Consider the following 24,391-nt stretch of genomic DNA (forward strand, 5'->3'; position numbering starts at 1 on the left):
TAGCTGCTCGGTCGTGAAAATTCTGTTTCCAGTTACATCGCGTTGCATTGCTGCCGCACTTTTGGCTTCGAATGGGTCGTTCGTGTCTCGATTCGCGGCCAAATGTGGCTTGTAGGACAGAATCGGCCTCGTCCACGTCCGCAGTCCTACAGCAGTACCGTTATCCACTTTGTATATTGCTGAGACGGAGGGCTAGCACGAGCTGGCACGATCGCGCCCCGCGACCGACGCCATCGTCTCGTGCGCCTGGCATCGCAGTCACTACAGGAGAAAAAGATGGAACGACGAGCATTCCTGAACGCCGGTGCAGGTCTGGGTCTTGCCCTGGCCGGCGGGAGCGTTCTGCTGGGCGCATGCACGACGACGCGCGACACCCCGAGCAGCGCCTCCGATCGCGCTTCCCGCCGCCGCGAGATCGACAGCGGCGTGCAATCGGCGCTGGATCGTCTGTACACGTCGGTCAACGGGTCCCGTGAACTGGGCTCGCGCGCCAGCGGCATTCTGGTGTTCCCCCGCACGGTGTCGGCCGGCTTCTTTGTCGGCGGCGAGTATGGGGATGGCGCATTGCGCGTCGGTAACGCCACCCGCGGTTACTACCGCACCATCTCGGGGTCGCTGGGCTGGCAGATCGGCGCACAGTCCAAGGCACTGATCCTGATGTTCATGACCCCGGCGGCGCTGAACAAGTTCGTCGCGTCCGACGGCTGGACCGCCGGCGCCGATGCCACCGTGGCGATCGCCAAGGTCGGCGCCAACGGCGCGATCGACACCAACACGGCCAAGCAGGAAATCATCGGCTTCGCGATGACCAATGCTGGCCTGATGGCCGGCCTGAGCCTGGAAGGCACCAAGATCACCAAGCTGGACCTGTAACGGGGCCACGGCTGGGGAGAACGGGCCCGCTGGAGACAGCGGGCCCGCTTTTATTGGTGCCGCCACCACGCTGGCGGTGGCGCCTCCCGGTGCCGAACCGCTAGAATTCGTCCCTTTGGCCGAATTCCATGTGGTTCAAGAACCTCCAGCTACACCGCTTCTCCGCTCCCTGGAACCAGTCCGCCGACCGGATCGAGGACGCCCTCGCCCGCCATGCGTTTCGCGCCGGCGGCAGCCTCGAGATGCAGGCCCAGGGATGGGCTCCGCCACGTGACAATGGAGCGCTCGTCCACCGGGTTGGCAAGCAGTTGCTGCTGACCATGCGGGCCGAGAAAAAGCTGCTGCCCTCCACCGTGGTCACCCAGTTTGCCAAGGCGCGGGCGCTCGAACTCGAAGAGCAGCAAGGCTTCAAACCCGGCCGCAAGCAGATGCGCGAACTGAAGGAGCAGATCACCGAAGAACTGCTGCCGCGCGCCTTCTCGATCTGCAGGGATACCCGCGTGTGGATCGACCAGGAGAACGGCTGGCTGGCGATCGACGCCGCGTCCGCCGCCAAGGCCGACGAGGTCCGCGGTCTGCTGTTCAAATCGCTGGATCCATTGCCGCTGACCAATCTGCAGGTCAACCAGTCCCCGGTCGCCGCAATGACCGGCTGGCTGGCCGACGACGAGGCCCCGGCCGGCTTTACCGTCGATCAGGAAATCGAACTGCAATCCGGCGCCCAGACCAAGGCGACCGTGCGCTACGTGCGGCATCCATTGGAGCCAGAGGAGCTGCGCCGGCATATCACCGGCGGCAAGCGTTGCACGCGCCTCGCAATGACCTGGAACGACCGAGTGTCATTCGTGCTGACCGATAGCCTGACCATCAAGAAGGTCGCCCCGCTCGACGTGGTGCGCGAGCAGATCGACGGCACCACGCAGGACGACGACGAGCGCTTCGATGCCGACTTCACGCTGATGGCGGGCGAGCTGGCAGCGCTGCTGGCGGATCTGACGGCTGCATTGGGCGGAGAGCGCAAGGGCTGATGCCAGCCGCGTCAGCCGGTATCGCCTGTGGTTAAAACTTACCGGCCACTGACGGGCACGCCCGTCGTCCCGCGGAGGGTCAGCAATCTCGGCAGCAAAGCCAGCCAGCGCCTGGCCCGAGCGGCACACGACGTCGCTGACTTCCCTTCGCTGGAGGGCGACGACACAAAACTGATCTGCAGGGGTCGCCTTGGCGGCAGCGACTTGGCTGGCAGCGCGAGAGGATAGTTCAGGGCGAGAATGCTCGCTATCTCCCGGCCGAATTCGCCCGGCTCGTGGGGCAACAGTTGCGGTGTCAGCCGATTGATCCGCTCTCTCTGGGCTTGAGGCAGGAAAATCCCCCACTCGCTCAGGTGTGCGTTGACAACGGCCCTCGCTCGTAGTCCGGTCTTTTCGACTATGGTCGCGGCGTGCGTCGTGAGCTGATCGATCAACTGCCCGACCAGCTCTTCCCTGACGGCCGGGTGGCGGATTGTGGTCAACGTCCTGAGCAGTCCCGAAGTGAGATGGACAAGCTCCTCCTCCGTCTCGGGCATTGGCTTCCCTGACATAGTAGTGTCCGAGATGTAAGTATCAGCAAGGCGAATCTGCCCGGTGGTCAAGCTAACGCCGGTGAAGTTGCAACACGACAACATGTTGACGTTGCGCAGTGTGGTGTTCTCAAAAGACGCGTCGCGGAAGTCGACCCCTACAAGGCGGCTACTCTCGAGATTGCAATTGGAAAGATCCGCTCCCTGGAAAGAGGTGCCACAGATCGTAAGCGACTTCAGGCTCGCGCCGCTCAGATCCGCCCCTGTGAAGTCGCCCCCAAGGCCGCAGTTCGCTTTCCATCCCCACAAACTGGCACCGCGCAGGTTGGCCCGCCGCATATGCATCAGATGGATCTTCCCTGTGAATTGGTCCTCGGCGATGTAAGGCCGGGCAAGCTTCGGGCACCATTGGCCTTCGAGCCAGTCCAGCTGCTCTGCAATATCCTGGCGAACCTTGTCACAAGCGCGCGGAAAGAGTCTTAGCCAGAGCCGGCACCACCAGGTGTCCGGCGGCAGAATTGTCACCTCGAAATCGCCCTCGTCATCGCCAGCGACAAGGCGAAACCGCCATCTCCCCACATCGATCGGCCTGCCTTCGCGCAGGTGACTTTGCAGCGCACTATCCTTGAAATGGAGGGCATCCACGAAACGATGGCTGTCGGGAAAGCGGAATTGGGTAGGTTCAGTCATGACGAGGTCGAGGGCGATTGGAAGGAAGCGGTGACGGGCAATCGAGCCGACAGCGCCGACAGGGCCACGTCGCGCGCCGCATTCACCATGGTCATTCGCCGGTCGTCGCCGCCCTTGTCGCTATGTTCCTTCAGCGCCAGGAGGCGATACGCCGACTGGATCCGTTGCTCGGTGAAAGGCGGTTGCAAGTTCAGGATGGCGAAGGCCGCCCTTGGCGTCATCTCGATGCCGCCCTGCACGTCAAGGAGATCCGGAGGCCGCAGCGCGTTGAGCAACGCCGCCCCCTTGTCGCCGAACGCCCCCGGGTCCTGGGACGCGAACGCTTGCAGGCCATGCCATATGTCCGACAAAGCTAGCGGCGAAACCGCCTCGCGGATCGTCATCGCATGCGCGAGTAGTCGCTCGGCAAACTGGATGGCAACGCCATGGCGCGCCACCGGGTTCTCGATGGTGTCCAGCGTACTCAACAGGCCGATTACCACGGTCTGATAGCTATCGTCGATATCCTGTTGCCTGAGCCCGGCGCAACGACGCAATGGCGCGCCGTAGTCCTCGCTCAAGGTAATGATGGCGTGGGACAAGTCGACACCGCGGAAATCGCACCATGCGAGCAGCTCCAGCCGGTTCAGTTCCGCTTCGCGCATGTCCACCTCCCGGAAAATCGCCCGGTGGAGGACGACTCCCTCCAGCTTGACGCCCCGTAGATCGGCCTGCTTGAAGCTGGGGAAGAACAGCGCGGCTTCCCGTATTTCGCGCCCCCGCCAGTCGCCTGTGGCTGCCAGGTGCATGACCGGCGAACTCGCGCACCAGCTCAAGCGTTCGTCGCGACTCAGGGTAATGCTGCTGCGGATCGCATCGCGCGTGGCTTTGCACGCGCGCCGGCTGAACAGGAACCAGATGCACCGCAGCAGGGATCGCGGACGGAGGATTTCGACGTCGATGTTCCTTGCACAGGGCTCCTTCCTGAGCCGGAAACGCCAGCCTCCTACTTCCACCGTGCCGTCCGCGTCGAGATGGGATTGCAGGTCTGGCTTGCCGACGAACAGCGCGTGTGCCAGCTCGACAGCATCGCGGAATGCGGGTACCGGAGAAAGGGAGGGCATGCCTGGAATGATGTGGAGCGCGATGGAAGATCCGTTAGCCGTGCGCCCGTCCGATCAGTTCGGAGGCGGCCGGATCGTCCCGGAAGAGTCGATGGCCCGCCAGCAAGTGCTTTACGCCCGGGGAAAGAGGGGCCGAGCCGGGCGCCATCCGCGACTGAAGTTCACCGAAGATCTGGCGGACCATCGATGCGCGGACCTGCACGAACTCGTCCGCGATGGAAGCGGTGCTCTGTACGACCGCGCTGAGGAACGACATTTCCCCCATGCGTTGCAGTGCCCGTGGCCCGAACGAGATGGCAGCGCCGTGCAGCACGCTCCCGCTGAAATTGGCCCAGGGGGTATCGAGGTCGCGCAGGTCGGCGTGGGACAGATCGGCGCCGTCGAAGCGGACCGCGAGCAGCCTGGCACCGCGAAAATCCGCTTCGCGCAACCTGGCATCCCTGAAGTCCGCGCCGTACAAGGCAGCGCCGGCGAAGCAGGCGCGGTCCAGGGGCAACCCGCGAAAGTCCCCCCGCACCGGCCCCGGCCCTGCAACCGGACTCCACAGGGCTGCGCTGGCACGCTGCAAGCGCTGGCACGGTGTTTCGCCCGGAGTGCCACCTTCGGACGCTGCCGGCAGCGTGTCGCTAGCCGGGACGCGGTGACCGTCGTGCAGGGGCGCACGCGTGTCGGACGCCGCCGCCTCGCCGGACGGTGGCCAATGGCAGGGGAGATCGAGCTTGACCGGTTCCATCTGCCCTCCACAGGGTTGGCAAGTCATGGGATTGGAAATCGACGGCAGCAGAGGCCGGCTGTTGCATGAGCGCCGCCGAACGGCGAGCACAGAATTTCTGCATTGTTTCGCCTGCAAGACAAGGCCGCTACCCGAAATCAAGCAAGTTCTTTAGGTTTTCTCCAAACACGTCGTATCGCTGATCGTTGGCTACACATCGGGCCAGACAAAACAAAAAGGGCTGGGTCCTGTGCAACACAGAACCCAGCCCTCATCGGCCTGGCGCGTCCGTTCCAGCTGTCCAGCTCGCTGGTGTCAGTTCTATCCGTGGACGCCCGGAATCCGGGATACCGCCCGTCGGTGCGGCAAGGAAATCAATCCCAGGACAGCGCGCCGCCGGTCTGGTACTCGATCACGCGGGTTTCGAAGAAGTTGCGCTCCTTCTTCAGGTCGATCATCTCGCTCATCCACGGGAACGGGTTTTCCTCGTTCGGGAACAGCGCGTCCAGGCCGATCTGCTGGCAACGGCGGTTGCAGATGAAGCGCAGGTAGCTCTTGAACATCGGCGCGTTCAGGCCCAGTACGCCACGCGGCATGGTGTCCTCGGCATAGCGGTATTCCAGGTCGACCGCCTTGCGGAACAGGCCGGTGATCTCCTCCTTGAACTCGGGCGTCCACAGGTGCGGGTTCTCCAGCTTGATCTGGTTGATCAGATCGATGCCGAAGTTGCAGTGCAGCGACTCGTCGCGCAGGATGTACTGGTACTGCTCCGCGGCGCCGGTCATCTTGTTCTGGCGGCCCATCGCCAGGATCTGCGTGAAGCCGACATAGAAGAACAGGCCTTCCATGATGCAGGCGAACACGATCAGCGACTTCAGCAGCTTCTGGTCGTTCTCCGGGGTGCCGGTCTTGAACGACGGATCGGTCAGCGTGTCGATGAACGGAATCAGGAACTCGTCCTTGTCGCGGATCGACGACACCTCATGGTAGGCGTTGAAGATCTCGGCCTCGTCCAGGCCCAGCGACTCGACGATGTACTGGTAGGCGTGCGTGTGAATCGCTTCCTCGAAGGCCTGGCGCAGCAGGTACTGGCGGCATTCCGGCGCGGTGATCTGGCGGTAGGTGCCCAGCACGATGTTGTTGGCGGCCAGGGAGTCGGCGGTGACGAAGAAGCCGAGGTTGCGCTTGATGATTCGGCGCTCGTCCTCGGTCAGGCCGTTCGGGTCCTTCCACAGGGCGATGTCGCGCGACATGTTGATTTCCTGCGGCATCCAGTGGTTGGCGCAGCCGGCCAGGTACTTCTCCCACGCCCACTTGTACTTGAACGGCACCAGCTGGTTGACGTCGGTGGAGCCGTTGATCACGCGCTTGTCAGCGGCGTTGACGCGGCGGGTGCTTTGCGCAGCCGCGGCGTTCGGGTTGTTCAGGATGCCAGCCGGCTGCGTCGCCGACGGGGGCAGCATGCCCTGCTGGTCAGCGGTTGCGGCGGGTTGCACGGCGGGTTGAGGGGCAGGCTGCGGGGCGGCCTGCGCATTGGCTTGAACGTCGTCGTCCCAGCTCAGCATGGTATGCGGTACTCCGTATTAGAGGATGACTGGCCGGTCACCGGCATGAAACCGGCGCCGGCAGCGCGTTGATTCTGGTGCTGCGTGTGCCTTACTGGCAGGCCTCGCACTCGTCGAAGCCGGGGTCGCCCGGACGCATCGTGCAGACCGCGCCTTCAGCTTCCGGCATCGCCGGCGCCGAGGCGGCGGCGCGGTCGGCAGCGGACAGACCGCCGTCGCTGCCCGACGACACCGCATTCAGCGAGCCGCGGGTGACGGTCGACTTCTCGACGTGCGTTGCCGCCATCGTGCGCAGATAGTAGGTCGTCTTCAGGCCGCGAACCCATGCCAGCTTGTAGGTGTCGTCCAGCTTCTTGCCCGAGGCGCCGGCCATGTAGATGTTCAGCGACTGCGCCTGGTCGATCCACTTCTGGCGGCGGCTGGCCGCTTCCACCAGCCAGGTCGGCTCGACCTCGAAGGCGGTGGCATACAGGTCGCGCAGATCCTGCGGAATGCGGTCGATGCGGGCCAGCGAGCCGTCGAAGTACTTCAGGTCGGCGACCATCACCTCGTCCCACAGGCCGCGCGCCTTCAGGTCGCGCACCAGGTAGTCATTGACCACGGTGAACTCGCCCGACAAGTTGGACTTGACGTACAGGTTCTGGAAGGTCGGCTCGATGCAGGCCGACACGCCGATGATGTTCGAGATGGTCGCGGTCGGCGCGATCGCGATGCAGTTCGAGTTGCGCATGCCGTGCTGCTTGATGCGGGCGCGCAGCTTGTCCCAGTCCATCGTCGACGAGTAATCGACCTCCAGATAGCCACCGCGTTCCTCGGCCAGCAGCTTCAGCGAATCCTGCGGCAGGATGCCGCGATCCCACAGCGAACCCTCGTAGGTGCTGTAGCGGCCGCGCTCCTCCGCCAGCTCGGTGGAAGCCTGATAGGCGTAGTAGCAGACCGCTTCCATCGAGGTATCGGCGAACTGCACCGCGGCGTCGCTGGCATACGGCACGCGCAGCACGTGCAGGCAGTCCTGGAAGCCCATGATGCCCATGCCGACCGGGCGGTGGCGCAGGTTGGAATTGCGCGCCTTGTCCACCGCGTAGTAGTTGATGTCGATCACGTTGTCGAGCATGCGCATCGCGGTGCGGATGGTCTTCTCGAGCTTGGCGTGGTCGAGCACGTGGCTGCCGTCGGCCTGCTGCTTCAGGTGGGCAACGAGGTTCACCGAGCCCAGGTTGCAGACGGCGATTTCGCTGTCATTGGTGTTCAGCGTGATTTCGGTGCACAGGTTCGAGCTGTGGACGACGCCGACGTGCTGCTGCGGGCTGCGGATGTTGCACGGATCCTTGAAGGTGATCCACGGGTGGCCGGTCTCGAACAGCATGCCCAGCATCTTGCGCCACAGCTGCACCGCCGGAATCTTCTTGAACAGCTTCAGTTCGCCGCGGGCCGCCTTGGCCTCGTAGCCCAGGTAGGCCTGCTCGAATTCCTTGCCGACCTTGTCGTGCAGGTCCGGGCAGGTCGAGGGCGAGAACAGCGTCCACTCGCCGTTTTCCATCACGCGCTTCATGAACAGGTCCGGAATCCAGTTCGCGGTGTTCATGTCGTGCGTGCGGCGGCGGTCGTCGCCGGTGTTCTTGCGCAGTTCGAGGAATTCCTCGATGTCCAGGTGCCACGTTTCCAGGTAGGCGCAGACCGCGCCCTTGCGCTTGCCGCCCTGGTTGACCGCCACGGCGGTGTCGTTGACGACCTTCAGGAACGGCACCACGCCCTGCGACTTGCCGTTGGTGCCCTTGATATGCGAGCCGAGCGCGCGCACGTTGGTCCAGTCGTTGCCCAGGCCGCCGGCGAACTTGGACAGCAGCGCGTTTTCCTTCAGCGCTTCGTAGATGCCCTCCAGGTCGTCCGAGACCGTGGTCAGGTAGCACGACGACAGCTGCGAGCGCAGCGTGCCCGAGTTGAACAGCGTCGGCGTGGACGACATGAAGTCGAACGACGACAGCAGGTTGTAGAACTCGATGGCGCGCGCTTCGCGGTCCTTCTCGTTCAGCGACAGGCCCATCGCCACGCGCATGAAGAAGGCCTGCGGCATCTCGATGCGGGTTTCATCGATATGCAGGAAGTAGCGGTCGTACAGCGTCTGCAGGCCCAGGTAGTTGAACTGGAAATCGCGCGAGGCGTCCAGCGCGGCGCCCAGGCGCGCGAGGTCGAAGGTCGCCAGCTTCGGGTCCAGCAGCTCGGCCTCGATGCCCCGCGCGATGAACTTCGGGAAGTAGTCCGCGTAGCGGCTCATCATTTCGCCCTGCGTCACTTCCTCGCCCAGGATCTCCTTGCGGATGGTGTGCAGCAGGATGCGGGCGGTGACCTGGCTGTAGGCCGGGTCCTTCTCGATCAGCGTACGCGCGGCAAGGATGGCCGAGTCGTAGACCTGGCTCATCGGCACGCCGTCGTACAGGTTCTTGACGGTTTCCTTCAGGATCGGCTCGGCCGACACGGCCTCGCCAAGGCCGGCGCAGGCGTTGTCGATCAGCGCGTGCAGCGCCACCACGTCCAGCGGACGAGTCACGCCGCCGTCAGTGACGGTGTAGTTGACGCCCTGCTGCACCGCGGCCACGGCCTGTGCGTTGGCCTGCGCGCGCTCGTTGGTGCGCTTCTCGCGGTACAGCACATAGGCGCGGGCCACCTCGTGCTCGCCCGAGCGCATCAGCGCGAGTTCGACGTGGTCCTGCACATCCTCGATATGGAAGGTGCCGCCGTTCGGCCGGCTGCGCAGCAGCGCGCGCACGACGTTCTGCGTCAGCTGGTCGACCAGTTCGCGCACGCGGGCCGAGGCAGCGCCCTGGCCACCGTTGACGGCGAGGAACGCCTTGGTCATCGCCACCGAGATCTTGCTCGGCTCGAAAGCGACCACCGCGCCGTTGCGGCGGATGATCTTGTAGTCCTGATAGTTGCCGGCGGCCGGCGCAGCGGCGGGGCTCGGCTGCGGGATCGACACGGTACCGTTGGTCGCCGCGAATTCTTGTTGGCCCGTCTGCATGGAAACGCTCCTGTTGGTATGACCAGTGTTATCAACGACAAAGAGCCCAGGAGAAATGCGGCAAAAGACACTCCTGTCGGCCGAACCGGTCGGCGGACATCCGTTCTGCGACAGTTCCTGTGGGCTCTGTGACGCGCCGGCCCGGCTTGTCACGGATCCGAAAAGACCGCTCTGCGGTATCGAGGCGTGCGCAGCACGCCTGGGCCGGCTCCCCGAAAACACCACTACATCTAGTGGCTGAATTGAAAAGCTGGACTAAGTATAGTGAAACGAATCTTGATGACTAGTCTTGACAAGCGCCGATTCGGGATTCGTCCAACGCCGCTGCCAGGTGACGATTCCGTCAAACCCAAGCCAATCAAGGCTTCCGGCGGCTTTGGTGCGGCGCCGCACTGACGGAACAATTTTTTTCGATGAGGGACGGGCTTTCGATAGCCCCCACTGGCGATGCGGACAGCCGGCGGAAAGGACGGTGCGCGGGGGGGGGCGAGTGTAGCCGCTTGCGCGAGCCTTTGCCAGTCCCGCTGGGGGGCAGCCGCCTGCTCCGACGCGGTGCCGTGGCGTGAGGTGACAGCGGCCTTGCCTTGGCGCTACCGCGGGTTGCCGGCTGTTTTCACCTCGCTGACACGATAAGGCAGCATTCGGGGCGCCAGATCGGCCTCGGCCGCGAAGCGGTCCCAGTCGAAGTGCGGTCCGGGGTCGGTCTTGCGGCCGGGCGCGATATCGCTGTGGCCGGCGACGGCGCCAATCGGGTAGCGCTGGCGCAACAATCCCGTCAGTGCGGCGAGCACGCGGTATTGCGCCGCCTCGAACGGGCGCTCGTCGCACCCTTCCAGTTCGACGCCGATGGAGAAGTCGTTGCAGCGCTCGCGGCCGAGGAAATCCGACTGGCCAGCATGCCAGGCGCGTTGGCCGCAGGAGACGAACTGCACCAGTTCGCCATCGCGCCGGATCAGGAAGTGAGCGGACACGCGCATGGCGTGGACTTGCGCGAAATAGGGATGCCCGGCCGGGTCCAGACGGTTCTGGAACAGCGCCTCGATCGCGCCGCCGCCAAACACACCGGGCGGCAAGCTGATGTTGTGCACGACCAGCAGATCGACCGGCAACCCCGCGGGCCGCTCGTCATGGTTCGGCGACGGGGCGAGGCGCGCGCCCTGCACCCAGCCGCGCTCGTCCAGCGCAAGCGGCGGCAGTCCGGCTGCGTGGCCGCTGGCGTCGATCATCGCGCGTCGTCCCGGTCGGCCGGCGTATCGGGCAGATGCGAGCGCCGGCAGTAATGCAGGCCCTGCCACGCGATCGCCTCGCTGCGCGGCAGGTGCACGCCACAATGGGCACAGGGAACGATCGGCTCCTGTGCGCCGTTGGCGGCATCGGCCGCCCCCCGCGCGGGCGGCGCCTTGGCACGGCGCGCGCGGACTCGGCTTCCCAGCCACCAGAAAAGGGCCAGCAGGATCGCCAGCAACAGAAAGACTCGGGACATGGCGGTGGGGAAAGCCGGTCAGAGGCGATGCAGGATGACTTCGATGACGAAGCGGCTGCCGACATAGGCCAGCAGCAGGATGGCGAAGGAGGCGATCACCCAGCGCAGAGCGACCCGTCCGCGCCAGCCGTAGAAGCGCCGCCCGGCCAGGATGCCGGCGAACATCGCCCACGACATGATGGCGAAGATGCTCTTGTGGTCCAGCCGCACGACGCGCCCGAACAGCTCCTCGGAGAACAGCACGCCCGAGCCGATCGTCAGCGTCAGCAGCACGAAGCCGGCGGCGATCAGCCGGAACAGCAGCTTCTCCAGCGTCAGCAGCGGCGGCAGCAGATCGAGCCAGCGGCCCAGCCAGCCGGAGCGGGTGGCCGCCCCGCCGCCCTGGCCCGCCGCCGCCAGCCCGCGATTGAAGCCGTGCAGCCGGCGCTCGGCCAGCAGCATCAGGAAGGCGTGGAAGGCGGCCAGCGTGAACAGCCCGTAGGCGACGTTGGCGATGATGAAATGCAGCTTGAACAGCGGCCGCGCGGCATAGCCGAGGATCTGCGTGCCCGGGAACGCCAGCGGCATCAGGCTGGCCAGCAGCGCCACGGGCACCACCACCAGGCCAAGCCCGGCCAGCGAGAAGAAGAAGCTCTCGACCCAGTAGATGCCTACGCCCAGCCACAACATTGCCGACAGCGCGAAGGCGAAGCCGAACACCATGCGGTCGGCGGGGAAGATGGTTTCATGCAGCAGCAGGCCATGACTGGCGAGCGCCCCGATCATCAGCAGGTGCCACCAGAGCGGCCGCCCTTCGGCACCGCTGCCCTGCGGCGGCCCCGGGACCAGCAGCATCGACGCCTGCCCCGGGCGCAGCCCGGCGGCGCCGGTGGCTCCTGCCGCGCCCAATGCCGCCGGCAGGCCGGCATGGCGCGTCGTCCAGCCGTGCCAGGCCAGAGCGCAATAGAGGAGTGCCGTCAGGGCATACAGTACAATCGCCATTCGCGCAGTTTACCCTAGCGCCGTTTCCACGGTGCCCCTGCGAGTGACGGTATTGCGCTGTTCCTTCAGGCCGCATGCCGCTCGCAGCGGGCGGAACGTCAGGCGCCGGTTCGTGACCAAACCGAACCAGGACGCGAACCCTACATCAGCCGGCGGCCGCCGCCGGCCACCCATCGGACCTATCCGGATCTCTGCCACCATGCTGGACAATCTCACTCAACGCCTCGCGCGCGTCGTCAAGACCATGCGCGGCGAAGCCCGTCTGACGGAAGCGAACACCGCCGAGATGCTGCGCGAGGTGCGCCTGGCAATGCTCGAGGCGGACGTCGCGCTGCCCGTGGTCCGCGAGTTCGTCGCCCGCGTCAAGGAAAAGGCGCTCGGCGAGGAAGTGCTGAACAGCCTTACCCCTGGCCAGGCGCTGGTCGGCGTGGTGCAGCGCGAACTGACCGCGGTGATCGGCGGCGAGGAAGCGGTCGCCACGGACGGCGCGCCGGGCAAGTCGGCCGAGCTCAATCTCGCCGTGCAGCCGCCTGCGATCATCCTGATGGCGGGCCTGCAGGGCGCGGGCAAGACCACCACCGTCGGCAAGCTGGCCAAGTGGCTGAAAGAAAACAAGAAGAAGAAGGTGCTGACGGTCTCGTGCGACGTCTACCGTCCCGCCGCCATCGCGCAGCTGAAGACCGTATCGGAACAGGTCGGCGCCGACTTCTTCCCCTCGCAGCCGGACCAGAAGCCGGTCGATATCGCCCGCAATGCGGTGGACTGGGCGCGCAAGCACTACCACGACGTGCTGATCGTCGACACCGCCGGCCGCCTGGGCATCGACGAGGCGATGATGCAGGAGATCGCGGCGCTGCACGCCACGCTGAAGCCGGCCGAGACGCTGTTCGTGGTCGACGCGATGCTCGGCCAGGATGCGGTCAACACCGCCAAGGCATTCAACGACACCCTGCCGCTGACTGGCGTGGTGCTGACCAAGCTGGACGGCGATGCCCGCGGCGGCGCGGCGCTGTCGGTGCGCCACGTGACCGGCCGGCCGATCAAGTTCGTCGGCGTCGGCGAGAAGCTGGACGGCCTGGAGGCGTTCTACCCGGACCGGATGGCGCAGCGAATTCTCGGCATGGGCGACATCCTCGCGCTGGTGGAGGAAGCCCAGCGCGGTGTCGACATGGACGCGGCCGAGAAGCTGGCCAAGAAGATCAAGAAGACCGGTGGCTTCGATCTGGAAGACTTCAAGACCCAGATCGGCCAGATGAAGAAGATGGGCGGGCTGGGCAGCCTCGTCGACAAGCTGCCGGCGCAGTTCGCACAGCAGGCGCAGGGCGCCAACATGGACCAGGCCGAGCGTCAGGTGCGCCGCATGGAGGGCATCATCAACAGCATGACGCCCGCCGAGCGCGCCAAACCCGAGCTGATCAAGGCCAGCCGCAAGCGCCGCATCGCGGCGGGCGCGGGGGTGCCGGTGCAGGAAGTCAACCGCCTGTTGAACCAGTTCGATCAGATGCAGGGCATGATGAAGAAGCTCAAGGGCGGCGGCATGATGAAGATGATGCGCCAGATGGGCGCGATGAAAGGCGGCATGAAGGGCCTGTTCAACCGCTGATCCCTCCACAGGAACGATGACCATGATGACTGCCGAACAGGCCCGCGAACTGTGGGCGAACTCCGAGGAAATCGTCAGCGCCGCCGAGGTGCAGGCGTCGCTGGACCGGATGGCCGAGGAGATCAAGGCGAAGATGGGCGACCGCTTCCCGCTGGTGCTGTCCGTGATGGGCGGCGCCGTGGTGTTCACCGGCATGCTGCTGCCCAAGCTCGACTTCCCGCTCGAGTTCGACTACATCCATCTCTCGCGCTACAACAACAAGACCGTTGGCGGCGAGATGCAGTGGCGCGTGGCGCCGCGTGAATCGGTCCGTGACCGTACCGTGCTGGTGCTGGACGACATCCTGGACGAAGGCGAAACCATGGCGGCGATCCGGCAGCGGATCATGGACATGGGCGCGCGCGAGTTCCACGCGGCGGTACTGTGCGAGAAGACGCTGACCAAGGCGAAGCCGATGCGGCCCGACTTCTGCGGCTTCATGGTGCCGGACCGCTATGTCTTCGGCTGCGGCATGGACGCCAAGGGCTACTGGCGCAACCTGGGCACGATCCGCGCGCTCAAGGCCTGATCTCGAGGGCGCCGTCCCGGCGCCCCCCGCCCGCCGCCCCCCCGCCGGCCGCATTCCGGGCCGCCCCGGCCCTCACTCGCCGGCGCGGTAGGGCCGCTCCCGCAGCCACTTGGTAGCAATCCACTTCTCCCCCTGCTCCACCGGCAGCCCGGCGTGCAAGGTGCGCTCGTCAAGCGAACCATCCTCGCCCCGGTAGCCGAAGTACACGGCATTGCCGCGCACCGGCATCACCCGCAGCCCCAGCCTGGGAAACGCGGTCGCCCCGCCGGCCGGCACATCGTTCAGATAGATCACCATCGTCGCGACACGCTGGCCGCCCACGCGCAGCTGCCGGGCCTCGCCCAGGCGCGCGGGATTGAAGTAGTCGAAGTGCGGCTGGTACTCGCCGCCCGGTTTGTAGTTCAGGATCTGCAGGCCTTCGCCGTGCTCGGCGGGAATGCCGGTAACCTGGGCGATGCGCGCCTCGATGCGCTGGATCAGCGGATGTTCGCCGACCTGGAACATCGCGCCCATGCTGGTGCGGGCTTCGATCAGGTTTTCATCGCCGGTATCGGGGTTGACGACCGGCGAGCGCGCCAGCCGGTTGCGGGCCAGTTCGACCAGCGCGTCGCACTCCGCCGCGGCCAGCAGCCCGTCGAACAGCGCGATGCGCGGCGATTCCAGCGCAAACAGCAGCGGCACCGGACCGCGGTCCGACTCCAGCGCATTGATGCCTGCCGGCGTAGCCTCGGTGGCTTGCGTCGTTCCCTGTGACTTCGCCTGTGCCATGCCATCCCCACGGCGGCGCCGCGCCGCCAGCGCGGCGCGCACCGTGTCGCGGGCGAAGCCGGCATCGTAGCCGGATTCCCGCATCGAGCGCGTCAACGCATCGGCATCGAAGCCCAGCGCGATATGGCGTTCCAGCCAGCGCTCCAGTTCGGGGGAAGAGACGGCATGGCCGGATGGCGCCGTGCCGGATTGGCTTGGGGTCGTCATAGCGGGTGGCGGGGCCGGGACGGCACGGTGGGGGCGGGAAGGACTGGCGCAGGGGCAGGCCCGGCGCTGGACACGCGGGACGGTGCCGCGTGCATCGCCGCCACGCTGGCCTCGGCCTGCTGCCAGCGTTGCCATGCCGCCAGTACCGCATTCGGGTACTCGGCGCGGCCGCGGCTGCCGTTGTAGCGGCCCAGCGCAAGGAACAGGTCGCCGTTCTCGCGATCCAGGTAGTGGCGCAGGATCGTGCAGCCGTAGCGCAGGTTGCCCTGCAGATGGAACAGCTTGCGGGTATCCCCGTCGCCGATGGTGCGCGTCCAGAACGGCATCACCTGCATCAGGCCGCGCGCGCCGACCGGGCTGATGGCGTACTTGCGGAAATTGCTTTCGACCTGGATCAGCCCCAGCACCAGCGACGGTTCCAGACCCGCCCGGCGCGCCTCGTAGTGGACCGTCTCGACCAGTTCGAGCCGAAGCTGCGGCTCCGGAATCCGGCGCTCCAGCCGGCGCGCCATTTCGTCGCGCCACAGCAGAAAGGCGCGCTCCTCGTCCGCGCTGGGAAAGACCGGCCGCGCCGGCCGGGCGTCGGCAATCGCCGCCGCCAGCGCGCCGCGCACCCAGTCGGCCAGGTCTTCTTCCCGCTGGGCCCCCGCATGGACCAGACCCGCCGCACCGAGCAGCAGCGGCGCCAGCCAGCGTGCCACCCAGCGTATCGATGGCGGCGGTTGGGTCCGCGCCGGCTTCGGCCGATGCAGCGCCATGGGTTTCCCGGACGCCCCGTCTGCGCGCCGTCAGCGGCCCAGGCGCTCGCGCACCATGGCGACGACGTCGGCGACCGCCACCCGGCTGGCCTCGGCATCGCGCCGGCCCTGGTACTCGACCTGGCCTTCCTTCAGACCGCGGTCGCCCACCACCACGCGGTGCGGCACGCCGATCAGTTCCCAGTCGGCGAACATCACGCCCGGCCGCTCGCCGCGGTCGTCCAGAATCACGTCCACGCCGGCCGCGAGCAGTTCGGCATGGATGCGGTCCGCCTCGGCCCGCACGGCCTCCGAGCGGTCGTAGCCGACCGGGCACACCACCACTTCGAACGGCGCGATGGCAGCGGGCCAGATGATGCCGCGCTCATCGTAGTTCTGCTCGATGGCGGCGCCCAGGATGCGGGTGATGCCGATACCGTAGCAGCCCATCTGCAGCGGCTGGGTCTTGCCGTTCTCGTCGAGGAAGGTCGCGCCCATGGCTTCGGAATAGCGGGTGCCGAGCATGAACACGTGGCCCACCTCGATGCCCCGGCAGATCGCCAGCTTGCCCTTGCCGTCGGGCGAGGCGTCGCCCTCGACCACGTTGCGCAGATCGGCGACGATCGGCTCGGGCAGGTCGCGGCCCCAGTTGACGCCGGTCAGGTGGTAGTCCTTCTCGTTGGCGCCGCAGACGAAGTCGCTCATGTTGGCGACCGTGCGGTCCGCCACCACGGTGACGGGCGCGCGCGTGCCGATCGGACCCAGATAGCCCGGCGGCGTGCCGAAGGTGTCGACGATCTCCGCCTCGGTGGCGAACCGGAACTCGGCCAGGCCCGGCACCTTCGACGCCTTGATCTCGTTCAGGTCGTGATCGCCACGCAGCAGCAGCAGCCAGATGCGGGCGGGCTCGCCCTCGCCACCGTCGGTCGCCAGCACGATCGACTTGACGGTATGTTCGAGCGGGATGCCCAGCAGTTCCGCCACATCCTCGCACTTGGCCTTGCCCGGCGTGGCGGTTCGCGTCAGCGCGCCAGCGGGCGCGGCGCGGCTGGCCAGCAGCGGCAGCGCCTCGGCCGCTTCCATGTTGGCTGCGTAGTCCGACTGCGGGCAGTAGACGATGGCGTCCTCCCCGGTGTCGGCGATCACGTGGAATTCATGCGAACCCGATCCGCCGATGGCGCCGTTGTCGGCTGCCACCGCGCGAAACTCCAGGCCGAAGCGCTGGAAGATGCGCACGTAGGCGTCGTACATCTTGCGATACGACTCGCGCAGGCCGTCGGTGTCCCGGTCGAAGGAGTAGGCGTCCTTCATGGTGAACTCGCGGCCGCGCATGATGCCGAAGCGCGGACGCCGCTCGTCGCGGAACTTGGTCTGGATCTGGTACAGATTCAGCGGCAGCTGCTTGTAGCTGCGCACTTCGCTGCGCACGATGTCAGTGACCACTTCCTCTGAGGTCGGCTGCAGCGCGAAGTCGCGCTCGTGGCGATCCTTCAGACGCAGCAGCTCCGGCCCCATCTTGTCCCAGCGCCCCGTCTCCTGCCACAGCTCGGCCGGCTGCACCACCGGCATGGTCAGCTCGATCGCGCCCGCGCGGTTCATTTCCTCGCGTACGATCTGCTCGACCTTGCGAATCACGCGCAGGCCGACCGGCATATAGCTGTAGATCCCCGCGCCCAGCTTCTTGATCATGCCGGCGCGCATCATCAGCTTGTGCGAGACGATCTCGGCGTCGGCAGGGGCTTCCTTCAGGGTGGAGATAAAGTATTGCGAAGCTTTCATCCGTGGAGCTTTCGGGGTTGGGCCAATCGGACCGGAGCCGGCGGACGGGTCCGGGCGGCGCGGGGCGTTTCGGCTGGGACAATGGGGTCGGGTCGGCGGCTGCGCGCACGTCGCCCCGGGAAGGGATCGATTGTGCCGGACCGGGCGGAACAAGGCGAGTACCGCCTGCGGCGGCGCCCTGGAGCACACCGGGGAGCCGCCTTGAGCGCAGCGACCGGCACCTCGAAAGGCGCTTCACGTCGGGGAAAACCAGCACCTTGGCACGGCCGGGCCGCAGCACGCGCTTCCTTTATAATCGACGTAATTCTAAAGGATTCGAGGTGCAGTCATGCTCGATCGTGAAGGCTTTCGCCCGAACGTCGGCATCATCCTCATCAACGCTCGGAATGAGGTGTTCTGGGGCAAGCGAATCGGCGAACATTCTTGGCAGTTTCCGCAAGGCGGCATCAAATACGGCGAGACGCCGGAACAGGCGATGTACCGCGAACTGCATGAAGAGGTCGGACTCCTGCCTGAGCACGTCAGGATCGTCGGTCGCACGCGCGACTGGCTGCGTTACGAGGTGCCGGACAAATTCATCCGCCGCGAGATCCGCGGCCACTACAGGGGGCAAAAACAGATCTGGTTCCTGTTGCGCATGGCGGCACGCGATTGCGATATCTGCCTGCGCGCAACCGATCACCCGGAATTCGACGCCTGGCGCTGGAGCCACTACTGGGTGCCGCTGGACGCGGTGATCGAATTCAAGCGCGAGGTATATCAGCTGGCGCTGACCGAGTTGTCACGCTTCCTGAACCGCGGTGCGCGGCCGCCGCTCAGTCCGTATGGCAGCCACCATGGCGGGGCCAACGGCCGCGCCAATGGCAATGGCGCCGATGGCGGGCGCGCCGATCGGCCCGAGCGCGGCGAGCGCCCGAGCCGCGGCGAGCGTGCGGCGGCGCGCGTGCCGGCCGGCGAGCGGGACTGTGCCGACGCCCGCACTGCGGCGCGGCCGGCCACGGTCGACGCCAACTCTTCCCCGGCGGTCGCGCCCAGCGTGCCCGCCACCCAGCCGGCCCCTGTCCGGCGATCCCGAACCGTTCCGGAGAACCGATGAGCTTTCCCGCCGGCCAACGCCGACGCCGTCTTCCCTTCGCCGTCCAGCCAGCCGTGACGGCCGGTCTTGCCGCCATCGCACTGCTGACCGGACTGTCCGGCTGCTCCAGCACGCCCGCCGAGCCGCAGCGGGTCGAGATCCAGCCGGAGGAAGAGCCGGTCTACCTGCTCGACCGGCTCGCCAAGAAGGGCTTCCAGGAGCAGGCCACCAGGCTGCCGGCGCCGCCCAGGGACAGCGACCTGCTGCCCTTCGACGTCAGCAGCACTGGCCGGCTGTCCTTCGCCGTCGACGCGCGCTCGCTGTCCATCGGCGAGGATGACGTGATCCGCTATACCGTGGTGGCGACTAGTCCAAGCGGCGCGCGCAACGTCACGCATGAGGGCCTGCGTTGCGACTCGTTCCAGCGCAAGCTGTTCGCCACCATGCCGCCGGGGCGCGACACCTGGGTGCCGAACCAGAGCCAGAGCCAGGACCAGTGGCGCCGCATGGGCAGCGGCGTCAGCAATGACTATGCGGCGACGCTGGCGGTGGATTACTTCTGCGATGGGCGCTCGCCGTCGGGCAAGGCCGAAGACATCGTCCGCGCCATGAAGCGGCAGACGCCGGTCACGGACGCGCGTCACCTGGGGCGCTGACGGCGGATCGTTGCGCTGAAACGAACAAGGGCGGCCATCAGGCCGCCCTTGTTTGCTTTTGGGGGAAGGGGCGCTCGGTTACCCTCGCACGTGCTGGTGGCGTGCTCCCCTCGCCCGCTTGCGGCAGAGGGGCCGGGGGAGAGGGCAGCGCAGGCCGCCGCCCGCCTCGCCGCTACGCCAGCACCATATTGTCCCGATGGATCAGTTCCGGCTCGTTCAGATGCCCCAGCACCGCCTCGATCTCCGAAGACGGCTTGCGCGCGATGCGGCGCGCCTCCGCGCTGGAATAGTTGGTCAGACCCCGCGCGACTTCCCTGCCCTGCGTATCGACGCAGGCGATCACCTCGCCGCGGGCGAACTCGCCCTGCACCTCGATCACGCCAATCGGCAGCAACGATTTGCCGCCCGACGTCAGCTTGTCCACCGCGCCCGCATCGATCACCACCGTACCGCGCAGCTGCAGATGGTCGGCCATCCACTGCTTGCGCGCGGTGAGCCGGCCGGTCGGCGCCAGCAGCTGCGTGCCGATCGCCTCGCCCTGGCAAAGCCGCGCCAGCACCTCCGGCTCGCGGCCGGACGCGATCACGGTGTGCGCGCCCGACTTGGCCGCGCGCTTTGCCGCCAGGATCTTGGTCAGCATGCCGCCCTTGCCGATCGAGCTGCCGGCGCCGCCCGCCATCGCCTCGAGCTCCGGCGTGCCGGCCATTGCCTCGTGGATGAATTCGGCATTCGGGTCGCGGCGCGGATCGGCGCTGTAGAGCCCGCGCTGGTCGGTCAGGATCACCAGCGCATCGCCTTCGATCAGGTTGGTCACCAACGCGCCGAGCGTATCGTTGTCGCCGAACTTGATCTCGTCGGTGACCACCGTGTCGTTCTCGTTGATGATCGGCACCACGCCGTAGCCGAGCAGCGTCAGCAGCGTCGAGCGCGCGTTCAGATAGCGCTCGCGGTCGGCGAGGTCGGCGTGCGTCAGCAAGACCTGCGCGGTGCGGATCGCGTGCTGGGCGAACTGGCTTTCATAGACCTGTGCCAGCCCCATCTGCCCGACCGCGGCAGCGGCCTGCAGCTCGTGGATCTCGCGCGGGCGGCGCGACCACCCCAGGCGCTGCATGCCCTCCGCAATGGCCCCGGAGCTGACCAGCACGACGTCCTTGCCGGCGGCACGCAAGGTGGCGATCTGCGCCGCCCAGCGGGCGATCGCCTCGTGGTCCAGCCCCCTGCCGTCGTTGGTCACCAGACTGGAGCCGACCTTGACGACGAGACGTTTTGCCTGGGCGATGACCGATTGCATGGTGAGACAGCTCTCCTTGGAGATACGTCGAAAGGGCGAAAGGACTGGAAGGTTGCTGGGCGCAGCGCGTCAGGCTTGGTCGTCGCCGCGCTCGACGTTGCGCAGCCGCTCGTCCAGCCGGATATCCGGCTCGGCCAGCGCGGCGGCCTCCTCGGCCTTCAGCGACGCCAGATGGTCCTTGATCGCATAGACCAGATCGCGGCAGCCCTCGCCGGTCAGTGCGGAGATGCGGAACACCGGTCCCTTCCAGCGCAGCCGCTTGACGAAGTCCTTGACGCGAGCCTCGCGCTCCTCGGCGGGGATCATGTCGACCTTGTTCAGCACCAGCCAGCGCGGCTTTTCGTGCAGCTCCTCGTCGTACTTCTTCAATTCGTTGACGATGGCGCGCGCTTCGGCCACGGGATCGATCGCTTCGTCGAAGGGAGCCAGATCGACAATATGCAGCAGCAGCCCGGTGCGCTGCAGGTGGCGCAGGAACTGGTGGCCCAGGCCTGCCCCTTCCGCAGCGCCCTCGATCAGGCCCGGAATATCGGCGATCACGAACGACTGCTCGTGGTCTACCCGCACCACGCCCAGGTTCGGATGCAAGGTGGTGAACGGGTAATCGGCGACCTTCGGGCGCGCATTCGACACCTGGGAAATGAAGGTCGACTTGCCGGCATTGGGCATGCCCAGCAGGCCCACATCGGCCAGCACCTTCAGCTCCAGCTTGACCATGCGGCGCTGGCCCGGCTTGCCGTCGACCTGCTGGCGCGGCGCGCGGTTGGTACTGGACTTGAAGTGCAGATTGCCCCAGCCGCCCATGCCGCCTTCGGCCAGGCACACCTGTTGGCCATGTTCGGTCAGGTCCGCCACCACCTCGCCGGTATCGACGTCGGTGATCAGCGTGCCGACCGGCATCCGCAGCGTGATGTCGTCGCCGGCCGCGCCGTAGCAGTCCGAGCCGCGGCCGTTCTCGCCATTCTTCGCCACATGCTTCCTGGCGTAGCGGAAATCGATCAGGGTATTGATGTTGCGGTCGGCGACCGCGTAGACGCTGCCGCCACGGCCGCCATCACCACCGTCCGGGCCGCCGAACGGCACAAACTTCTCGCGCCGGAACGAGGCGCTGCCATTGCCGCCATTGCCGGCAATGACTTCGATTCGGGCTTCGTCGATGAACTTCATGGTGGGTATCCGTGGGGCAAGCAAGCCGCGCGGCAACGCCCGTATTCCGGGGCCGGCGGCGTGACGACAGACATTGTCGCCACAAAAGAAAAAGCCCCGCAAGGGTTGCGGGGCCTTCGTGCTGCAAAGGCGGTGGTCAGGCTGCCGGAACGACGCTGACCTGCTGCTTCTTCGCAGCGCCCTTGACGGCGAACTTCACGTGACCGTCAACCAGGGCGAAGAGGGTGTGGTCCTTGCCCACGCCGACGTTCTCGCCGGCATGAACGCGGGTGCCACGCTGGCGGATGATGATGCCGCCGGCGTTGATGGCCTGGCCACCAAACACCTTCACGCCCAGACGCTTCGATTCGGAATCGCGGCCGTTCCGTGTGGAACCGCCGCCTTTTTTCTGTGCCATGACTTGACTCCTGTCGCTGTACCTAGTGTGCCGTCGCTACGCTACCTGACGAATCAGGCGACGATCGCTTCGATGCGCAGTTCGGTGTAATTCTGGCGATGGCCTTGACGCTTCTGGTAGTGCTTGCGACGGCGCATCTTGAAGATCTTCACCTTGTCGTGACGACCTTGGGAGATAACGGTAGCCTTGACGGAAGCCCCGCTAACCAGCGGCGTACCAAACTTGATCTGGTCGCCGGCGCCCACTGCGAGCACCTGGTCGAGCGTGATTTCTGCGCCAATGTCTGCCGGTATCTGTTCTACTTTCAGTTTTTCGCCAGCAGCAACCTTGTATTGCTTGCCGCCGGTTTTTACGACCGCGTACATTGTCGAACCTCTCGATGTGAAAACGCCCTGAAGCCGGGTTGCCGCGCGTCAAATCGGTGGATTTGCCATGCGCAAGCGGCCGTCGGGCCCGGTTATCTCCCGCCGGCGCCAGGCGGTTCTGCGGGCGGGTGTCTGCAGCAGCGTCCGCGAATCAGCCGGAGGAAACCCGGGATTCTATATGAATCCGGGCAAAAGCGCAAAGAAAACAAACACATAGGTCCGCAACAGCGGCTGCGGGCCTGCGAATGCACTTCGGCGTGGCGCCGGTGCGTCGTCGGCTAGGTCGCTTCCGCCAGCAGAAAGCCGGCGAGCGCAGCGAAGGCCACCCACCATGCGAAGCGGCGCGTGGTACGGCGGCCGTGCGGATCGGGGGCGGCGGGCTTGTTCATGGCGGCATTATAGGTGGCCCGCCGCGGCGGGGAACAGCATCGTGACGCCACCGGCCCCTCACGGGTGGTGACACCCCGCGAACCGTTGCACGAGGCGCATCTTCGGCCATCGGCGTGGCGCCATCGCATATAATCGCTCGCTCTGCGTAACGGTGATCATCTTGCCTCAGTCCTCCGCCTCAGCCCTGCTCGCTCCGGTCGCCGCCGACATGCGCGCCGTCGACGCGGTCATCCGGAAGCGCCTGTCTTCCGACGTGCCCCTGATCGAGCAGATCGGCGAATACATCATCGGCGCCGGCGGCAAGCGCCTGCGCCCCGTGATCCTGCTGCTGTCGGCCCGTGCGTTCGGCTACGAGGGACACCGCCATCACGAGCTGGCCGCGGTGGTCGAGTTCATTCACACCGCGACGCTGCTGCATGACGACGTGGTCGACGAATCCGAGCTGCGCCGCGGCCGCCAGACCGCCAATGCGGTGTTCGGCAACGCCGCCTCGGTGCTGGTCGGCGACTTCCTCTATTCGCGCGCCTTCCAGATGATGGTCGACGCCGGCAGCATGCGGATCATGGAGATCCTGTCCAACGCGACCAACGTGATCGCCGAAGGGGAGGTGCTGCAGCTGCTGAACATGCACGACCCGGATGTCACGGTCGAGCGCTACCTGCAGGTGATCCGCTACAAGACAGCCAAGCTGTTCGAGGCCTCGGCCCAGCTGGGCGCGGTGCTGGCCGGCGCGGATGCGGCGATGGAAGAAGCGGCGGCCGAATATGGCCGGCGTATCGGCACGGCGTTCCAGTTGATCGACGACATGCTCGACTACACCGCCAGCGCCGAGCAGATGGGCAAGAACGCCGGCGACGACCTGCGCGAAGGCAAGCCCACGCTGCCGCTGCTGCATCTGATGGAACACGGCACCGCAGAACAACGCGCGCTGGCGCGCGAAGCGATCGTGCAGGGCGGCACCGAGCATTTCGATGCCGTGTTCTCGGCGATCCATCAATGCGGCGCGCTCGACGTGACCTTCGAAGCGGCGCGCCGGGAGGCGGAAGCGGCCGAACAAGCGGCAATGCAATTTCCCCCTTCCCAACTGAAAGAAACTCTGATAAAGTTATGTGCTTTCTCGCTGCAACGTCAGTCGTGACGCAGCAAACGAGAAAACAGCAGCAGATGTTGTTGCATTGCTGCGAAATTCGGGGTGTAGCTTAGCCTGGTAGAGCGCTACGTTCGGGACGTAGAGGCCGGAGGTTCGAATCCTCTCACCCCGACCAGAATTCGAAAGCCGGATCAACGCAAGTTGATCCGGCTTTTTGTTTTGGTTTTTTGTTTCGCTACTCCCGGTCTTTCTACTCGCGCTCGCTGCCTTCTTCATTGTGTCCCGGCGTCGCATTCCGCTGGCTCGAGCCACAT

Annotated in this window: 22 protein-coding genes and 1 tRNA gene; 8 read left to right on the forward strand and 15 right to left on the reverse strand. The window is 66.1% G+C overall.

Annotated elements, in window-relative coordinates:
• Positions 1-276 precede the first annotated feature (276 nt).
• Positions 277-873, forward strand: coding sequence for a YSC84-related protein (locus tag K6V06_RS10425; protein WP_222243021.1), 597 nt, complete (start codon positions 277-279; stop codon positions 871-873).
• A 128-nt stretch (positions 874-1,001) separates the two neighbouring features.
• A complete protein-coding gene (locus K6V06_RS10430) occupies positions 1,002-1,901 on the forward strand; it encodes a recombination-associated protein RdgC (protein WP_222243023.1) in 900 nt (299 codons plus the stop codon).
• 38 nt (positions 1,902-1,939) lie between these two features.
• Here the strand turns inward: K6V06_RS10430 and K6V06_RS10435 are convergent, their stop codons facing one another.
• From K6V06_RS10435 to K6V06_RS10470, 8 genes are all read right to left on the reverse strand, one after another.
• Entirely contained in the window at positions 1,940-3,121 is a 1,182-nt protein-coding gene (locus K6V06_RS10435) for a pentapeptide repeat-containing protein (RefSeq protein WP_222243025.1), read from the reverse strand.
• Positions 3,118-4,224: a pentapeptide repeat-containing protein gene (locus tag K6V06_RS10440; RefSeq protein ID WP_222243027.1), complete on the reverse strand. Its 1,107-nt coding sequence runs from the start codon at positions 4,222-4,224 to the stop codon at positions 3,118-3,120. The genes K6V06_RS10435 and K6V06_RS10440 overlap by 4 nt, the downstream gene beginning before the upstream one ends.
• Positions 4,225-4,258: 34 nt before the next feature.
• Positions 4,259-4,984, reverse strand: coding sequence for a pentapeptide repeat-containing protein (locus tag K6V06_RS20690; protein WP_370637440.1), 726 nt, complete (start codon positions 4,982-4,984; stop codon positions 4,259-4,261).
• Between the two features lie 326 nt (positions 4,985-5,310).
• Positions 5,311-6,501, reverse strand: a complete 1,191-nt coding sequence (locus K6V06_RS10450) for a ribonucleotide-diphosphate reductase subunit beta (protein ID WP_222243030.1) — start codon at positions 6,499-6,501, stop codon at positions 5,311-5,313.
• A gap of 91 nt (positions 6,502-6,592) precedes the next feature.
• Complete coding sequence (locus K6V06_RS10455; protein ID WP_222243031.1) at positions 6,593-9,520, reverse strand: ribonucleoside-diphosphate reductase subunit alpha; 2,928 nt, start codon at positions 9,518-9,520, stop codon at positions 6,593-6,595.
• 590 nt (positions 9,521-10,110) lie between these two features.
• Positions 10,111-10,746, reverse strand: coding sequence for a 1,6-anhydro-N-acetylmuramyl-L-alanine amidase AmpD (gene ampD / locus K6V06_RS10460; protein ID WP_222243032.1), 636 nt, complete (start codon positions 10,744-10,746; stop codon positions 10,111-10,113).
• A complete protein-coding gene (locus K6V06_RS10465; protein WP_222243033.1) occupies positions 10,743-11,003 on the reverse strand; it encodes a PP0621 family protein in 261 nt (86 codons plus the stop codon). The genes ampD and K6V06_RS10465 overlap by 4 nt, the downstream gene beginning before the upstream one ends.
• A gap of 18 nt (positions 11,004-11,021) precedes the next feature.
• A complete protein-coding gene (locus tag K6V06_RS10470; RefSeq protein WP_222243034.1) occupies positions 11,022-11,984 on the reverse strand; it encodes an inner membrane protein YpjD in 963 nt (320 codons plus the stop codon).
• A gap of 199 nt (positions 11,985-12,183) precedes the next feature.
• On the opposite strand from K6V06_RS10470, the gene ffh reads away from it, so the two are divergent.
• Positions 12,184-13,587, forward strand: a complete 1,404-nt coding sequence (ffh, locus tag K6V06_RS10475; RefSeq protein ID WP_222243035.1) for a signal recognition particle protein — start codon at positions 12,184-12,186, stop codon at positions 13,585-13,587.
• A 22-nt stretch (positions 13,588-13,609) separates the two neighbouring features.
• Positions 13,610-14,155 carry a hypoxanthine-guanine phosphoribosyltransferase gene (locus tag K6V06_RS10480; RefSeq protein ID WP_222243036.1) on the forward strand — a complete coding sequence of 182 codons (546 nt, stop codon included), beginning with the start codon at positions 13,610-13,612 and terminating at the stop codon, positions 14,153-14,155.
• A 72-nt stretch (positions 14,156-14,227) separates the two neighbouring features.
• On the opposite strand, the gene K6V06_RS10485 is transcribed toward K6V06_RS10480, so the two are convergent.
• The 3 genes from K6V06_RS10485 to K6V06_RS10495 are packed head-to-tail and all read right to left on the reverse strand — an operon-like array spanning position 14,228 to position 17,646.
• The gene (locus K6V06_RS10485; protein WP_222243037.1) at positions 14,228-15,130 is read right to left on the reverse strand and encodes a 2OG-Fe(II) oxygenase; all 903 of its coding nucleotides are present in this window, start codon (positions 15,128-15,130) and stop codon (positions 14,228-14,230) included.
• Positions 15,127-15,888 carry a lytic transglycosylase domain-containing protein gene (locus tag K6V06_RS10490; protein WP_222243038.1) on the reverse strand — a complete coding sequence of 254 codons (762 nt, stop codon included), beginning with the start codon at positions 15,886-15,888 and terminating at the stop codon, positions 15,127-15,129. Before K6V06_RS10490 ends, K6V06_RS10485 begins: the two co-directional genes overlap by 4 nt.
• A gap of 30 nt (positions 15,889-15,918) precedes the next feature.
• Positions 15,919-17,646: a proline--tRNA ligase gene (locus tag K6V06_RS10495; RefSeq protein ID WP_222243039.1), complete on the reverse strand. Its 1,728-nt coding sequence runs from the start codon at positions 17,644-17,646 to the stop codon at positions 15,919-15,921.
• Positions 17,647-17,974: 328 nt separating this feature from the next.
• Between K6V06_RS10495 and K6V06_RS10500 the strand changes: the two genes are divergently transcribed.
• Together K6V06_RS10500 and K6V06_RS10505 are read left to right on the forward strand one after the other, a co-directional pair.
• A complete protein-coding gene (locus K6V06_RS10500) occupies positions 17,975-18,742 on the forward strand; it encodes an RNA pyrophosphohydrolase (protein WP_222243040.1) in 768 nt (255 codons plus the stop codon).
• Positions 18,739-19,377 carry a CNP1-like family protein gene (locus K6V06_RS10505; protein WP_222243041.1) on the forward strand — a complete coding sequence of 213 codons (639 nt, stop codon included), beginning with the start codon at positions 18,739-18,741 and terminating at the stop codon, positions 19,375-19,377. The genes K6V06_RS10500 and K6V06_RS10505 overlap by 4 nt, the downstream gene beginning before the upstream one ends.
• Before the next feature lie 172 nt (positions 19,378-19,549).
• On the opposite strand, the gene proB is transcribed toward K6V06_RS10505, so the two are convergent.
• The 4 genes from proB to rplU all read right to left on the reverse strand — a co-directional run bounded on the left by proB (position 19,550) and on the right by rplU (position 22,597).
• The gene (gene proB / locus K6V06_RS10510) at positions 19,550-20,668 is read right to left on the reverse strand and encodes a glutamate 5-kinase (protein ID WP_222243042.1); all 1,119 of its coding nucleotides are present in this window, start codon (positions 20,666-20,668) and stop codon (positions 19,550-19,552) included.
• A 69-nt stretch (positions 20,669-20,737) separates the two neighbouring features.
• Positions 20,738-21,835: an Obg family GTPase CgtA gene (gene cgtA, locus K6V06_RS10515; protein ID WP_222243043.1), complete on the reverse strand. Its 1,098-nt coding sequence runs from the start codon at positions 21,833-21,835 to the stop codon at positions 20,738-20,740.
• A 136-nt stretch (positions 21,836-21,971) separates the two neighbouring features.
• Positions 21,972-22,232 carry a 50S ribosomal protein L27 gene (gene rpmA / locus K6V06_RS10520; RefSeq protein WP_006576524.1) on the reverse strand — a complete coding sequence of 87 codons (261 nt, stop codon included), beginning with the start codon at positions 22,230-22,232 and terminating at the stop codon, positions 21,972-21,974.
• Positions 22,233-22,285: 53 nt separating this feature from the next.
• Entirely contained in the window at positions 22,286-22,597 is a 312-nt protein-coding gene (gene rplU / locus K6V06_RS10525) for a 50S ribosomal protein L21 (protein ID WP_006576525.1), read from the reverse strand.
• Between the two features lie 598 nt (positions 22,598-23,195).
• Here rplU and ispB point away from each other — a divergent pair.
• Both ispB and K6V06_RS10535 read left to right on the forward strand, forming a co-directional pair.
• A complete protein-coding gene (gene ispB, locus K6V06_RS10530) occupies positions 23,196-24,125 on the forward strand; it encodes an octaprenyl diphosphate synthase (protein ID WP_222243088.1) in 930 nt (309 codons plus the stop codon).
• Between the two features lie 50 nt (positions 24,126-24,175).
• A tRNA-Pro gene (locus tag K6V06_RS10535) sits at positions 24,176-24,252 on the forward strand.
• The last annotated feature ends 139 nt before the right edge of the window (positions 24,253-24,391 follow it).

Source organism: Cupriavidus sp. AU9028, assembly GCF_019795295.1.
Lineage (GTDB): Bacteria > Pseudomonadota > Gammaproteobacteria > Burkholderiales > Burkholderiaceae > Cupriavidus.